14 protein-coding genes are annotated in these 14,484 nt (G+C 61.6%); 13 read left to right on the top strand and 1 reads right to left on the bottom strand.

Annotation, left to right across the window (positions count from 1 at the left end):
* Nucleotides 1-7 precede the first annotated feature (7 nt).
* The 3 genes from acnA to ACLEJQ_RS11960 all read left to right on the top strand — a co-directional run bounded on the left by acnA (nt 8) and on the right by ACLEJQ_RS11960 (nt 5,613).
* Nucleotides 8-2,749 carry an aconitate hydratase AcnA gene (gene acnA / locus ACLEJQ_RS11970; protein ID WP_440795174.1) on the top strand — a complete coding sequence of 914 codons (2,742 nt, stop codon included), beginning with the start codon at nt 8-10 and terminating at the stop codon, nt 2,747-2,749.
* Between the two features lie 432 nt (nt 2,750-3,181).
* Nucleotides 3,182-3,970 (top strand): lysostaphin resistance A-like protein, encoded by a 789-nt coding sequence (locus ACLEJQ_RS11965; RefSeq protein WP_440795172.1) that lies wholly within the window; start codon nt 3,182-3,184, stop codon nt 3,968-3,970.
* A 77-nt stretch (nt 3,971-4,047) separates the two neighbouring features.
* Entirely contained in the window at nt 4,048-5,613 is a 1,566-nt protein-coding gene (locus ACLEJQ_RS11960; protein WP_440795170.1) for a methyl-accepting chemotaxis protein, read from the top strand.
* A gap of 154 nt (nt 5,614-5,767) precedes the next feature.
* Here the strand turns inward: ACLEJQ_RS11960 and ACLEJQ_RS11955 are convergent, their stop codons facing one another.
* Nucleotides 5,768-6,460, bottom strand: coding sequence for an alpha/beta family hydrolase (locus ACLEJQ_RS11955; protein WP_440795168.1), 693 nt, complete (start codon nt 6,458-6,460; stop codon nt 5,768-5,770).
* A 96-nt stretch (nt 6,461-6,556) separates the two neighbouring features.
* Here ACLEJQ_RS11955 and ccoN (ACLEJQ_RS11950) point away from each other — a divergent pair, with 96 nt between their 5' ends.
* The 10 genes from ccoN (ACLEJQ_RS11950) to ACLEJQ_RS11905 all read left to right on the top strand — a co-directional run bounded on the left by ccoN (ACLEJQ_RS11950) (nt 6,557) and on the right by ACLEJQ_RS11905 (nt 14,252).
* Nucleotides 6,557-7,981: a cytochrome-c oxidase, cbb3-type subunit I gene (gene ccoN, locus ACLEJQ_RS11950; RefSeq protein WP_440795166.1), complete on the top strand. Its 1,425-nt coding sequence runs from the start codon at nt 6,557-6,559 to the stop codon at nt 7,979-7,981.
* 10 nt (nt 7,982-7,991) lie between these two features.
* Complete coding sequence (ccoO, locus tag ACLEJQ_RS11945; protein ID WP_440795164.1) at nt 7,992-8,600, top strand: cytochrome-c oxidase, cbb3-type subunit II; 609 nt, start codon at nt 7,992-7,994, stop codon at nt 8,598-8,600.
* A gap of 5 nt (nt 8,601-8,605) precedes the next feature.
* Entirely contained in the window at nt 8,606-8,809 is a 204-nt protein-coding gene (locus ACLEJQ_RS11940; RefSeq protein ID WP_440795162.1) for a cbb3-type cytochrome oxidase subunit 3, read from the top strand.
* The gene (gene ccoP, locus ACLEJQ_RS11935; protein ID WP_440795160.1) at nt 8,806-9,762 is read left to right on the top strand and encodes a cytochrome-c oxidase, cbb3-type subunit III; all 957 of its coding nucleotides are present in this window, start codon (nt 8,806-8,808) and stop codon (nt 9,760-9,762) included. The genes ACLEJQ_RS11940 and ccoP (ACLEJQ_RS11935) overlap by 4 nt, the downstream gene beginning before the upstream one ends.
* Nucleotides 9,763-10,249: 487 nt before the next feature.
* Entirely contained in the window at nt 10,250-11,692 is a 1,443-nt protein-coding gene (gene ccoN, locus ACLEJQ_RS11930) for a cytochrome-c oxidase, cbb3-type subunit I (protein ID WP_440795158.1), read from the top strand.
* Complete coding sequence (ccoO, locus tag ACLEJQ_RS11925; RefSeq protein ID WP_003199605.1) at nt 11,692-12,300, top strand: cytochrome-c oxidase, cbb3-type subunit II; 609 nt, start codon at nt 11,692-11,694, stop codon at nt 12,298-12,300. Before ccoN (ACLEJQ_RS11930) ends, ccoO (ACLEJQ_RS11925) begins: the two co-directional genes overlap by 1 nt.
* A gap of 6 nt (nt 12,301-12,306) precedes the next feature.
* Nucleotides 12,307-12,492, top strand: coding sequence for a cbb3-type cytochrome oxidase subunit 3 (locus tag ACLEJQ_RS11920; RefSeq protein WP_440795155.1), 186 nt, complete (start codon nt 12,307-12,309; stop codon nt 12,490-12,492).
* Nucleotides 12,489-13,472 carry a cytochrome-c oxidase, cbb3-type subunit III gene (gene ccoP, locus ACLEJQ_RS11915; protein ID WP_440795153.1) on the top strand — a complete coding sequence of 328 codons (984 nt, stop codon included), beginning with the start codon at nt 12,489-12,491 and terminating at the stop codon, nt 13,470-13,472. Before ACLEJQ_RS11920 ends, ccoP (ACLEJQ_RS11915) begins: the two co-directional genes overlap by 4 nt.
* Before the next feature lie 115 nt (nt 13,473-13,587).
* Nucleotides 13,588-13,842 carry a type II toxin-antitoxin system Phd/YefM family antitoxin gene (locus ACLEJQ_RS11910; RefSeq protein ID WP_440795151.1) on the top strand — a complete coding sequence of 85 codons (255 nt, stop codon included), beginning with the start codon at nt 13,588-13,590 and terminating at the stop codon, nt 13,840-13,842.
* On the top strand, nt 13,842-14,252 hold the full coding sequence (locus ACLEJQ_RS11905; RefSeq protein ID WP_440795149.1) for a type II toxin-antitoxin system VapC family toxin: 411 nt from the start codon (nt 13,842-13,844) through the stop codon (nt 14,250-14,252). The genes ACLEJQ_RS11910 and ACLEJQ_RS11905 overlap by 1 nt, the downstream gene beginning before the upstream one ends.
* Nucleotides 14,253-14,484 lie beyond the last annotated feature (232 nt).

Genomic DNA, 14,484 nt, shown 5'->3' with positions numbered 1-14,484 from the left:
CAATTCAATGCCGTCCCTCGATAGCCTGAAAACCCTTAAAACACTGCAAGTCGACGCCCGGACCTATCACTATTTCAGCCTGCCGGACGCCGCCCGGAGCCTGGGCGAGCTGGACAAGTTGCCCATGTCGCTGAAAGTGCTGCTGGAAAACCTGTTGCGCTGGGAAGATGAAAAAACCGTCACCGGTGCCGACCTCAAGGCCCTGGCCGGCTGGCTCAAGGAGCGGCGCTCGGACCGCGAAATCCAGTACCGCCCGGCCAGGGTCTTGATGCAGGATTTCACCGGCGTTCCCGCCGTAGTCGACCTGGCCGCCATGCGCGCCGCCGTGGAAAAGGCCGGCGGCGATCCGCAGCGGATCAATCCGCTTTCTCCCGTGGACCTGGTGATCGACCATTCGGTGATGGTGGATAAATTCGCCAGCAGCCAGGCCTTCGAGCAGAACGTGGACATCGAAATGCAGCGCAACGGCGAACGCTATGCCTTCCTGCGCTGGGGCCAGAGCGCCTTCGACAATTTCAGCGTGGTGCCGCCGGGCACCGGTATCTGCCATCAGGTCAATCTCGAATACCTGGGCCGCACCGTCTGGACTCGCGAAGAAGACGGCCGCGTCTATGCCTTCCCGGACACCCTGGTGGGTACCGACTCCCATACCACCATGATCAACGGCCTCGGCGTGCTGGGCTGGGGTGTGGGCGGGATCGAGGCCGAAGCAGCCATGCTCGGCCAACCGGTGTCGATGCTGATTCCCGAGGTCATCGGCTTCAAGCTCACCGGCAAGCTGCGTGAAGGCATCACCGCCACTGACCTGGTGCTGACGGTCACACAGATGCTGCGTAAAAAAGGTGTAGTGGGCAAATTCGTCGAATTCTACGGGGATGGCCTCGCCGACCTGCCGCTGGCCGACCGCGCCACTATTGCCAATATGGCCCCGGAATATGGCGCCACTTGTGGCTTCTTCCCCGTAGACGAAGTGACGCTGGATTACCTGCGCCTGTCGGGGCGACCGGCGGAAACCGTGAAGCTGGTGGAAGCTTACTGCAAGGCCCAGGGCCTGTGGCGCCTGCCGGGCCAGGAGCCGGTGTTCACCGACACGCTGGAGCTGGACATGGGCAGCGTCGAGGCCAGCCTCGCCGGGCCGAAACGCCCTCAGGACCGGGTTTCACTGCCTAATGTAGGTCAAGCCTTCAGTGATTTCCTCGGCCTGCAAATCAAACCCACCAGCAAGGAAGAAGGTCGCCTTGAAAGCGAAGGCGGCGGTGGCGTCGCGGTGGGTAATGCAGATCAGGTCGGCGAAGCCGAATACCAGTTCGAAGGCCAGACCCATCGCCTGAAGAACGGCGCAGTGGTAATCGCCGCGATCACGTCTTGCACCAACACCTCCAACCCCAGCGTGATGATGGCCGCCGGCTTGCTGGCGAAAAAAGCCGTGGAGAAAGGCCTGGTCCGCAAACCTTGGGTCAAGAGTTCCCTGGCGCCGGGCTCCAAGGTCGTGACCGATTACTACCAGGCCGCCGGCCTGACCGAATATCTGGACAAGCTCGGCTTTGCCTTGGTCGGTTATGGCTGCACCACCTGCATCGGCAACTCCGGGCCGTTGCCGGAGCCGATCGAAAAGGCTATCCAGAAGGCCGACCTGACCGTGGCCTCGGTGCTGTCGGGCAACCGCAACTTCGAAGGCCGGGTCCATCCGCTGGTAAAAACCAACTGGCTGGCCTCGCCACCGCTGGTGGTCGCCTACGCCTTGGCCGGCACCGTGCGCATTGACATCAGCAGCGAGCCACTGGGCAACGACCGGGATGGCAAGCCGGTGTACCTACGAGACATCTGGCCCAGCAGCCAGGAAGTGGCCGAGGCCGTGGCGCGGGTGAATACCAGCATGTTCCATAAGGAATACGCTGCGGTGTTTGCCGGCGACGAGCAATGGCAGGCCATCGAAGTGCCCCAGGCCGCCACGTACGTCTGGCAGGCCGACTCGACCTACATTCAGCATCCACCGTTCTTTGATGGCATCGGCGGGCCGCCCCCGGTCGTCAGGAATATCGAGGGCGCGCGGGTCCTGGCGCTACTGGGGGACTCGGTGACCACCGACCACATCTCCCCCGCCGGCAATATCAAGGTCGACAGCCCGGCCGGCCGTTACCTGCGCGAACAAGGCGTGGAACCGCGGGACTTCAACTCCTACGGTTCAAGGCGCGGTAACCACCAGGTGATGATGCGCGGCACCTTTGCCAACATCCGTATCCGCAACGAGATGCTCGATGGCGAAGAAGGCGGCAACACGATCTACATCCCCAATGGCGAACGGATGCCGATCTACGATGCCGCCATGCTGTACCAGGCCACCGGCACGCCGCTGGTGGTGATCGCCGGTCAGGAATATGGCACCGGATCGAGCCGGGACTGGGCGGCCAAGGGGACGAACCTGCTGGGTGTAAAAGCGGTGATCGCCGAAAGCTTCGAGCGTATCCACCGCTCCAACCTGGTAGGGATGGGTGTACTGCCGCTGCAATTCAAGCTCGACCAGAACCGCAAGAGCCTGAACCTTACCGGCAAGGAAACTCTGGACATCCTGGGCCTGGATGGGGTCGAACTGACGCCGCGGATGAATCTGCCGCTGGTCATCACCCGCGAAGATGGCCGCCAGGAGCGGATCGAAGTGCTGTGCCGGATCGATACCTTGAATGAGGTGGAATACTTCAAGGCGGGCGGGATCCTGCACTATGTGCTGCGGCAGTTGATAGCCAGCTAGAGTTCGCCCTTGTGGGACCTGTGGGAGCGAGCCTGCTTGCGATAGCGGTGGGTCAGACAACGGGATGTTGCCTGGCAGGGCCCTCATCGCGAGCAGGCTCGCTCCCACAATAGATTCCGGTTGCTCACGCATTCAGCGCTCGACACAGCCCCCCTGTGGGAGCGAGCCTGCTCGCGATAGCGGTGGGTCAGGCAATTGGGATACCTCCTGGCATGGCCTCAGCAAGCATCAATCACCCGACCAGTCGCCGTTTTCGTATCGCCCCACCTATAATCCTTTCCCCTGGCGCTCACGGATAGAGTCGACCAACCGTTCCCCTCCCCTACGCATGAATCTGCCGGGATAACACAATGTGCTCTTTGTGCGGCAAGGCGGCGTCGCAGACGCGGCGGCCACGTTCGCCCAAAGCTTCACTGTCTAAAAGGATGTGATATGCCCGTTCTGCCCTGGCCTTACCTGGCCCTTCTTTCCATCGGCTATGGCCTGGCCCTGGCTTACGGCCAACTGGCCTGGACGGCCGGTATTTCCGTCGCGCTGCTGTTGTTTGCCGGTTACGCGGTACGCCAGCGGGAAATGCCGGTTGGCCGGTTCCTCGGGCATGCCCTGTTCCTACTGATGGCCCTGGCCTTGGCAATGCACTGGATGCCGGGTTTTTTCAACGGTCGGGCCATCGCGGCGCAACGCCTGACCGATGATGCGGCACGCTTCGCCATGTACCTGAATCAGGACAAACCCTTGATCGGCTTCTGGCTGCTGCTGGCCTGCCCCTGGATCATCGGTCGACGCTCGTTGCGTTGGTCCATCTATGCCATCGCCCTCGGGCTGGGCCTGAGCACGGTCCTGGCGCTGGGCGGAGCCTTGTTGCTGGGAATGATCCACTGGGCACCGAAATGGCCGGAACAGGCGTGGATCTGGATTCTCAACAACCTTTTGTTGGTCACGCTGGTGGAGGAAGCACTGTTTCGTGGCTACATTCAAGGAGGGCTGAGTCGGCGCTTCAAGCATTTGCCCCAGGGTGACAATCTCGCATTGCTCCTGGCCTCGCTGCTGTTCGGCCTGGTGCATGCGGGGGCGGGTTGGCAATGGGTCCTGCTGTCGGGCCTGGCGGGTATCGGTTACGGCCTCGCGTATCGCTTTGGCGGCCTCGGCGCGGCGATTGCCACGCACTTTGCGCTGAATCTGCTTCACTTCACCCTGTTTACTTATCCGATGCTGGCGTAGGACCGCAGGGTAAAAATAACCTCAACTAAAACCTGACTACGCCGACAACCCTTCAAAGCCTTGCGGATTTGCACACCATGCGTAACAACCAACCCGTCACACAACGCGAAAGGACCTTCCCGGCCCAGCAACGATTGATCTCCACCACCAATGCCAAAGGTGTGATCACTTACTGTAACGATGCATTTGTCGAGATCAGCGGATTTTCCAGGGAAGAACTGATCCATGCACCGCACAACCTGGTGCGTCACCCTGATGTCCCTTCCGCCGTGTTCGCCCACATGTGGGAAACGCTGAAACAAGGCTTGCCATGGATGGGCATCGTCAAGAATCGCTGCAAGAACGGCGACCATTACTGGGTCAACGCCTACGTTACGCCGGTGTACGAGGGTAACCAGGTGGTGGGCTACGAGTCGGTTCGGGTCAAGCCCACCGCCGAACAGATCGCCCGCGCCGAGGCGCTGTACAAGCGCATCAACCAGGGTAAGCCCGCCGTCCCGAGCAGCGATCGGTGGATTCCGATGCTACAGGACTGGCTGCCGTTCATCCTGGTCAGCCAGTTGAGTTTCGTCGTGGGCGCATTCTTGAACTCCCATTGGGGCTTCGCCCTGGCTGCGGTGCTGTCGGTGCCCCTGGGGCTGCTGGGCCTGCAATGGCAGCAACGCGGGATCAAGCGCCTGCTACGCCTGGCCGAGCAGACCACTTCCGATCCCTTGATCGCGCAGATGTATACCGACAGCCGTGGCGCCCAGGCGCGCCTGGAAATGTCGATCCTCAGTCAGGAGGCTCGCCTGAAGACTTGCCTGACCCGACTGCAGGACACCGCCGAGCACCTGAACGAGCAGGCCCGTCAATCCAACACCCTGGCGCACGACAGCTCCAGCGGCCTGGAACGCCAGCGCCTGGAAACCGAACAGGTTGCCACCGCGGTCAATCAGATGGCCGCGACTACCCAGGAAGTTGCCAGCCACGTGCAACGCACGGCCGACGCCACCCAGGAAGCCAATCGCCTGACCGGGCGCGGACGCGACATCGCCGGGGAAACCCGCGAAGCGATCGAGCGCTTGTCGGTGGTGGTCGGCGAGACCGGCCAGACCGTGACCCAACTGGCCAAGGACAGCGACGAGATCGGCGGTGTGGTGGATGTGATCAAGGGCATCGCCGACCAGACCAACCTGCTGGCACTCAATGCCGCCATCGAAGCGGCTCGTGCCGGCGAGATGGGCCGTGGCTTTGCGGTGGTCGCCGACGAAGTGCGGCAACTGGCACAACGCACCAGCGAGTCCACCGGGCAGATCCATGCCTTGATCGCCAAGCTCCAGCAGACCGCCAACAACGCCGTACAGACCATGGACGCCGGGCATCGCCAGGCCGAGGAAGGCGTGGCGCGGGTGATGGAAGCCGACCAGGCGTTGGTGGGGATCAGCGAAGCGGTCGCCAACATCACCGACATGACCACGCAGATCGCCGCTGCCACCGAGGAACAGAGTTCGGTGGCCGAGGAAATCAGCCGTAACATCAGCAACATTTCGGAACTGGCCGACCAGACCTCGGGCCAGGCCCACAGCTCGGCGCTGCTGAGCGAAGAACTGACCCGCACGGCCAATACGCAATATTCATTGGTGGAGCGGTTCAACCGCTGACGTCAGTTGGCTTGCTAAAAACCCGGACAGCGAAAGCTTCCGGGTTTTTTATTGTCTGGCATACCGCTTTCGCGAGCAGGCTCGCTCCCACGGAGGCTGAATGCATTCCAATGTAGGAGCGGGCCTGCTCGCGATGAGGCCAGACCAGACACTATCAATGACGAAGAAGAAACCCAGCCACCGCCTGCGCAGCCGTCTCCAGATGCTGCCCATGACTGAACCCCGAAGCCTTCAGCGGCTTCAGATCATGATCTCCCGCCTCAAGCCACAACACCTCGATATTCGCTGACAGCGCATACCCTGCCACCGCCTCACGATTGCCCAGCGCATCGCGCTCGCCCTGGACGATCAGGGTCGGGGTTCTCAACGCGGCCAGATGCTCAACCCGCGGTTTCTCCGGTTTGCCCGCCGCATAAAACGGATACCCCAGGCACACCAGCGCGTCGCAGCCCAGCTCTTCGGCCAGCAGACTCGCCATTCGCCCGCCCATGGACTTGCCACCGATAGCCAGCCGCCCAGCGACATAAAGTCGCACCGTGGCGTACACCTCGCGCCAGCATTCCAGCAGCTTGGGGGCGGTGTTGGGTGGGCGTTTGCCACCGTCCAGCCGCCGTTGGGCCATGTAGGGAAATTCGAAGCGCAACACGTTCACCCCATGCGCAGCAAGGCGCGCGGCCATTTCGTTCATGAAGCCGCTGTCCATCGGCGCGCCGGCGCCGTGGGCGAGGATCAGGGTGGGCACCCCGCTACCCGCGTCCGATTGCGCACGCGTCCACAGCCAACCGTGCTGCTGCACACACTGCGCCCATTGATCCCCGTCAATACTGGCCTTGTGCTGTTTCTCCATGCTTGCCTCGCTTTCAGTCTGCCTATAACTCCAGGCGAAGCACGCGGCACTGCCTTGGGCAGGCGCTCACTTCGGCTGAACCGTGGATGGGGAACCATGAACACTTCTATCAGTACCGCCTACAACTACAAGGTGGTCCGCCAATTCGCCATTATGACGGTGGTGTGGGGCATCGTCGGCATGGGGCTCGGGGTTTTTCTCGCTGCCCAATTGGTCTGGCCACAGCTCAACTTCGATTTGCCCTGGACCAGCTTCGGCCGCCTGCGTCCGCTGCACACCAACGCGGTGATCTTCGCCTTCGGTGGCTGCGCGCTGTTCGCCAGTTCGTTCTATTCGGTGCAGCGCACCTGCCAGACCCAGCTGTTTGCACCGAAAATCGCCGCATTCTGCTTCTGGGGCTGGCAACTGGTGATCCTGCTGGCAGCTATCAGCCTGCCGCTGGGCTACACCAGTTCCAAGGAATACGCCGAGCTGGAATGGCCGATCGACATCCTGATCACCATTGTCTGGGTCGCCTACGCCATCGTTTTCTTCGGCACGGTGGCCAAGCGCAACACCAAGCACATCTATGTCGGTAACTGGTTCTTTGGCGGGTTCATCCTGACCGTGGCGATCCTGCACATCGTCAACAACCTGGAACTGCCGGTGAGCTTCACCAAGTCGTACTCGCTGTACGCCGGGGCCACCGACGCGATGGTGCAATGGTGGTACGGGCACAACGCTGTAGGTTTCTTCCTGACGGCAGGGTTCCTGGGGATGATGTACTACTTCGTGCCGAAACAGGCCGAGCGTCCGGTGTATTCCTATCGCCTGTCCATCGTCCACTTCTGGGCGCTGATCACTTTGTACATCTGGGCCGGTCCGCACCACCTGCATTACACCGCGCTGCCGGACTGGGCGCAGTCCCTGGGCATGGTGATGTCGCTGATCCTGCTGGCACCGAGCTGGGGCGGCATGATCAACGGCATGATGACCCTCTCGGGCGCCTGGCATAAATTGCGCAGCGACCCGATCCTGCGCTTCCTGGTGGTGTCCCTGGCGTTCTACGGCATGTCGACCTTCGAAGGTCCGATGATGGCGATCAAGACCGTTAACGCCCTGTCCCACTACACCGACTGGACCATCGGCCACGTACACGCCGGTGCACTGGGCTGGGTGGCGATGATTTCCATCGGCGCGCTGTACCACATGATCCCGAAAGTCTTCGGCCGGCAACAAATGCACAGCATCGGCCTGATCAACGCGCACTTCTGGCTCGCGACCATCGGTACCGTGCTCTACATCGCCTCGATGTGGGTCAACGGCATCGCCCAGGGCCTGATGTGGCGCGCAGTGAACGAGGACGGCACGCTGACCTACTCCTTCGTCGAAACCCTGGTGGCCAGCCACCCAGGCTTCGTCGTGCGGTTGGCCGGCGGTTCGATCTTCCTCGTAGGCATGCTGCTGATGGCCTACAACACCTGGCGCACTGTGCGGGCCTACCGGCCTGCCGAAGCCGCCGCTGCCGCGCAGATGGCCTGAGGAGTCCGCCATGAAACACGAAACAATCGAAAAAAACGTCGGCCTGCTGATGCTGTTGATGGTCCTGGCCGTGAGCATCGGCGGCCTGACCCAGATCGTCCCGCTGTTCTTCCAGGACGTGACCAACAAGCCGGTGGACGGCATGAAGCCCTACACCGCACTGCAACTGGAAGGCCGTGACATCTACATCCGCGAAGGCTGCGTCGGCTGCCACTCGCAAATGATCCGGCCGTTCCGCGCCGAGACCGAGCGCTACGGCCACTACTCGGTCGCTGGCGAAAGCGTCTGGGACCACCCGTTCCTGTGGGGCTCCAAGCGCACCGGGCCGGATCTGGCGCGGGTTGGCGCACGCTACTCCGATGACTGGCACCGTGCGCACCTGTACAACCCGCGCAACGTCGTGCCCGAGTCGAAAATGCCGGCCTACCCGTGGCTGGTGACCCAGACGGTGGACAGCAGCCACACCGAAGCCAAGCTGCGCGCCATGCGCACCCTGGGCGTGCCATACACCGACGAAGACATCAGCGCCAGCGTGGCCTCGCTCAAGGGCAAGACCGAAATGGATGCACTGGTGGCCTATCTGCAAGTGCTCGGCACTGCCATCAAGAGCAAGAGGTAAGCCCCATGTTCCTTGAAATGAGCACTGGAATGATCCGCGGCCTGGGCACGGTCGTGGTGTTCGTGGCCTTCATCGGCCTGACCCTGTGGGTCTTCAGCAGCAAGCGCGGCCCGGAATTCGCCCAGGCGCGCCTGCTGCCGTTCGCCGACGAACCGCCCGCCGACAATGCCAATCCCCAAGCCCCTGCAACAAGGAGTACCCGGCCATGACCACCTTCTGGAGTACGTGGATCTGCGTACTGACCCTCGGCAGCCTGATCGGCCTGACCTGGCTGCTGATCGGCACCCGCAAGGGCGAGACCAAGGGCAGCGTCGACCAGACCATGGGCCACAGCTTCGACGGCATCGAGGAATACGACAACCCGCTGCCGCAATGGTGGTTCCTGCTGTTCGCCGGCACCCTGGTGTTCTCGGTCGGCTATCTGGTCCTTTATCCGGGGCTGGGCAATTGGAAAGGCATCCTGCCGGGCTATGAAAATGGTTGGACCGGCGCCCACGAATGGGAAAAGGAAATGGCCAAGGCGGACGCGAAGTTCGGGCCGATCTTTGCCAAGTTCGCGGCGATGCCCGTGGAAGAAGTCGCCAAGGACCCGCAAGCCCTGAAAATGGGCGGTCGCCTGTTCGCCTCCAACTGCTCGGTCTGCCATGGCTCCGATGCCAAGGGTGCCTTCGGCTTCCCGAACCTGGCCGACAGCAACTGGCGCTGGGGCGGCGCGGCCGACACCATCAAGGCCACCATCATGGGCGGACGCATGGCAGCGATGCCGGCCTGGGGCGAAGTGCTGGGCGATGCCGGGGTCAAGAACGTCGCCGCCTATGTGCGCCATGAGCTGGCAGGCCTGCCACTGTCCGCTGACAGCGGTGCCGACCTGCAAGCCGGCCAGCAGGCATTCAGCACCACTTGCGTCGCCTGCCATGGGGCCAACGGCCAGGGCAACGAAGCCATGGGCGCGCCGAACCTGACGCAGCCGGCCGGCTTCATCTATGGCACCAGCCTGGCGCAGTTGCAGCAAACCATTCGCCATGGGCGCCAGGGTCATATGCCGGCGCAGAGCGAGCTGCTGGGCAATGACAAGGTGCAACTGCTCGCCGCGTACGTCTACAGCCTCTCGAAGGGGAACGAGCAGTTGAGCGGCGAGCCGCAAGCTTCAAGCAACAAGTAAAGGCAAAGCAAGAGCTGCAGGCGACGAACACTCGCTTGCAGCTTGCAGCTCGAAACTCGCAGCTGCTTCTTTTTGTCGCACCCTTCCAAAGTCTGCCTTTCGGTTCCTCCGAATCGGGTCTAAGCTTACCTAAGCGTGCACTGGCGACTGCCGGTTTCAGGTCGACCCGACCCGATGTGTTCGACAATCGTTCGAAAAAACGCCGTAAAGACAGGCAGATACCGGCCACGCGACAGCGGCCAGGTCTCGACTGAACGTCCTGTTTGAACACACCCCGTTACAAGCGACCCGACCCCCTCGCCTCTTTCCTTCGTTGCGACATTTTGCCGAGCGGCGATTTTGTCCCTACACGGAACATGGAAAGGCCGCAGAATCAGCGTTGGAAAGCATTGACCGAGGTCATGGCGCGTTGCAATGACCCCCCGCTTTCTCCATACTTGCGACCGATTTTTATCCTAATAAAACACCCAAACCGTGGAACCTTAGAATGAGCACAGCAATCAGTCCGACTGCTTATAACTATAAGGTAGTCCGCCAGTTCGCCATCATGACGGTGGTCTGGGGGATCCTTGGCATGGGGCTTGGTGTCTTTATCGCTTCGCAACTGGTGTGGCCGGAGTTGAACTTCGATCTGCCATGGACGACGTTTGGACGCCTGCGCCCGCTGCACACCAACCTGGTGATCTTCGCCTTCGGTGGATGTGCGTTGTTTGCCACTTCTTACTACGTCGTGCAGCGAACCTGCCAAACGCGACTGATTTCCGATAGCCTCGCCGCCTTCACCTTCTGGGGTTGGCAAGCGGTCATCGTCGGCGCCATCGTGACCTTGCCAATGGGCTTGACCACCACCAAGGAATACGCGGAGCTGGAATGGCCGCTGGCGATCCTGCTGGCCATTGTCTGGGTGACCTACGGCCTGGTGTTCTTCGGCACCATCGTCAAGCGCAAGACCAAGCACATCTACGTCGGTAACTGGTTCTACGGTGCGTTCATCGTCGTGACCGCCATGCTGCACATCGTCAACCACATGTCGCTGCCGGTCAGCCTGTTCAAGTCGTACTCGGCCTACTCGGGCGCGACCGATGCGATGATCCAGTGGTGGTACGGCCACAACGCGGTGGGTTTCTTCCTGACCACCGGCTTCCTGGGAATGATGTATTACTTCGTGCCGAAACAGGCCGAGCGTCCGATCTATTCCTATCGACTGTCCATCGTGCACTTCTGGGCGCTGATCACCCTGTACATCTGGGCCGGTCCGCACCACCTGCACTACACCGCGCTGCCGGACTGGGCACAGTCCCTGGGCATGGCCATGTCGATCATCCTGCTGGCGCCAAGCTGGGGCGGCATGATCAACGGCATGATGACCCTGTCGGGTGCCTGGCATAAGCTTCGCACCGACCCGATCCTGCGTTTCCTGGTGGTGTCCCTGGCGTTCTACGGCATGTCGACCTTCGAAGGCCCGATGATGGCCATCAAGACCGTGAACTCCCTGAGTCACTACACCGACTGGACCATTGGCCACGTACACGCCGGTGCGCTCGGCTGGGTCGCGATGATCTCCATTGGCGCCATCTACCACATGATTCCGAAGCTGTTCGGGCGTGCGCAGATGCACAGCACCGGTCTGATCAACGCGCATTTCTGGCTTGCGACCATCGGTACCGTGCTCTACATCGCCTCGATGTGGGTCAACGGCATCACCCAGGGCCTGATGTGGCGCGCGATCAACGACGACGGCACCCTGACCTATTCGTTCGTTGAAGCGCTGCAAGCCAGCCACCCTGGTTTCATCGTACGTGCCCTGGGCGGTGCGTTCTTCGCCAGCGGCATGCTGCTGATGGCCTACAACGTGTATCGCACCGTTCGTGCCTCTGACCCGGCTGAAGCTGAAGCCGCCGCCAAGATCGCCGTAGTTGGAGCTCACTGATGAAGCACGAAGCAGTAGAGAAGAATATCGGCCTGCTGGCCTTCTTCATGGTCATCGCCGTGAGCATCGGCGGCTTGACCCAGATCGTTCCGCTGTTCTTCCAGGACGTCACCAACAAGCCGGTCGAGGGCATGAAGCCGCGTACCGCCCTTGAACTGGAAGGCCGCGACATCTACATCGCCAACGGCTGTGTCGGCTGCCACTCGCAGATGATCCGTCCGTTCCGCGCCGAGACCGAACGCTATGGCCACTACTCGGTCGCTGGCGAAAGCGTCTGGGACCACCCGTTCCTGTGGGGTTCCAAGCGTACCGGCCCGGACCTGGCCCGTGTTGGCGGCCGTTACTCCGACGACTGGCACCGTGCGCACTTGTACAACCCGCGCAACGTGGTGCCCGAGTCGAAAATGCCGGCCTACCCGTTTCTCGTAGAAAACAAGCTCGACGGCAAAGACACCGCGAAAAAAATGGAAGTCCTGCGCACCCTGGGCGTGCCTTACACCGACGAAGACATCGCCGGGGCCAAGGATGCCGTCAAGGGCAAGACTGAAATGGACGCGCTGGTGGCCTATCTGCAAGGCCTGGGCACCATCATCAAAAGCAAACGGTGATTGTTAATGGATATCGGGATGATTCGTGGCCTGGGTACCGTCATCGTGATGGTGGCTTTTATCGGCCTGGCCCTGTGGGTGTTCAGCCCCAAGCGCAAGTCGGAGTTTGACGACGCGACCTTGCTGCCGTTCGCGGATGATCCCGAAGCCATCAAGCACGTCGAGCAAGCTTCTAGGAGTAATAAAGAATGACTACGTTCTGGAGTCTGTACGTCACAGTCCTCAGCCTGGGAACGATCTTCGCCCTGACCTGGCTGCTGCTGTCGACCCGCAAGGGCCAACGCAGCGAAGCCACTGAAGAAACGGTCGGCCACTCCTTCGACGGGATCGAGGAGTACGACAACCCGCTGCCGAAATGGTGGTTCATGCTGTTCGTCGGCACCATCGTGTTCGCCCTTGGCTACCTGGTGCTCTACCCTGGTCTGGGCAACTGGAAAGGCCTGCTGCCAGGCTATAACTACCTGGACACCGAAAAGCAGACCGCCTTCGCCAACGGCCAGACCGGCTGGACCGGCGTTCACGAGTGGGAAAAGGAAATGGCGCGCTCGGACGCCAAGTTCGGTCCGATCTTCGCCAAGTTCGCGTCCATGCCCATCGAAGAAGTCGCCAAGGACCCGCAAGCCCTGAAGATGGGGGGCCGCCTGTTCGCCTCTAACTGCTCGGTCTGCCATGGTTCCGACGCCAAGGGTGCCTACGGCTTCCCGAACCTGACCGACGCCGACTGGCGCTGGGGCGGTGAGCCGGAAACCATCAAGACCACCATCATGGGCGGTCGTCACGCGGTGATGCCGGGTTGGGCTGCCGTGGTTGGCGAGCAAGGCGTTGCCGACGTCGCCTCGTACCTGGTGACCGGCCTGCACGGTCGCAAACTGCCGGAAGGCGCGAAAGCCGACCCGGCCAACGGCCAGAAACTGTTCGCCGCCAACTGCGTGGCCTGCCACGGTCCGGCCGGCAAGGGCACGCCCGCCATGGGCGCACCTGACCTGACGCATCCGGCAGGGTTCATCTACGGTTCGAGCTTCGCTCAACTGCAGCAGACCATCCGCTACGGTCGCCAGGGCCAGATGCCGGCCCAGGCCGACCTGCAGGGCAATGACAAGGTCCACTTGCTGGCCGCGTATGTCTACAGCCTGTCCCACGGCGAAAAGGCCCCGGCCGCTGACGCCCAGTAACGGGAAAACCTGACGTACAGAAGGCCCCGCCAATCAGTTGGCGGGGCCTTTTTTCTTGCCGCCCCTTCACTCAAGTAGTAACGTGCCTACATTCAGATTCCATGAGGGCACTTCGATGTCCATCACCACTATTTCCAGCCGCGAATTCAACCACGACACAAGTGGTGCCAAAAAAGCCAGCCGGGAGGGGCCGGTGATCATCACCGACCGTGGCAAGCCAGCCCATGTGCTGCTAAGCATTGAGGAGTACCAGAAACTGACCGGCATGGGCATCAGCATTGTCGAGTTGCTGGTCATGCCCGATGCGCCGGATATCGATTTCGAGACCGAGCGTGCCGTCATCTCCCCTCGGCCGGTAGACCTGTCCTGATGTTTTTACTCGACACCAATGTCATCTCGGAACTGCGTAAGCCGCAAGCAGATAAAAACGTACAAGCCTGGGCGCGCAGCGTGCCCGCCCCCAGCCTGTACGTTTCGGCGATTACCGTACTGGAACTGGAAACCGGTGTGCTGCGCTTCGAACGCAAAGACCCGGTTCAAGGCAGCCGCTTGCGTGAATGGCTGGATAACCATGTCATGCCCGCGTTTGCAGGTAGAATCCTGACGGTCGACCGCGCCGTCGCGCTGCGCTGCGCCCGGCTGCATGTACCGGACCGCAGCAATGAATGCGACGCGCTGATAGCCGCAACCGCATTGGTCCATGGGTTGACCGTGGTTACCCGCAACGTGAACGACTTCCAGAGCAGTGGCGTGGCGCTGCTCAATCCGTGGTCAAGCTGAAATAACGTTACGACGGCCCCTCAATTCATCGCCAAGGAGACAGGCGTAGTGGTAGGTATCAACCCCTTCAAGCAGATGGCCGTCAAACGTCCGGGTCTCCGGCATGTCTGACGCACTCTGGGCCGCCCGCCTGGGCGATGCGCTGGAGCACACCTCGATGATGGCCGACATCCTCGGCGGGGTGCTGGAGGTGGCGGCCAACATTGCGATCACGGCCGTGGCGACGGCGGCG

It is taken from the genome of Pseudomonas sp. SMV71, from assembly GCF_052042015.1.
Lineage (GTDB): Bacteria > Pseudomonadota > Gammaproteobacteria > Pseudomonadales > Pseudomonadaceae > Aquipseudomonas.
The sequence above is the reverse complement of the archived record's forward strand: the minus strand, read 5'-3'. Positions and strand labels throughout refer to the sequence as shown.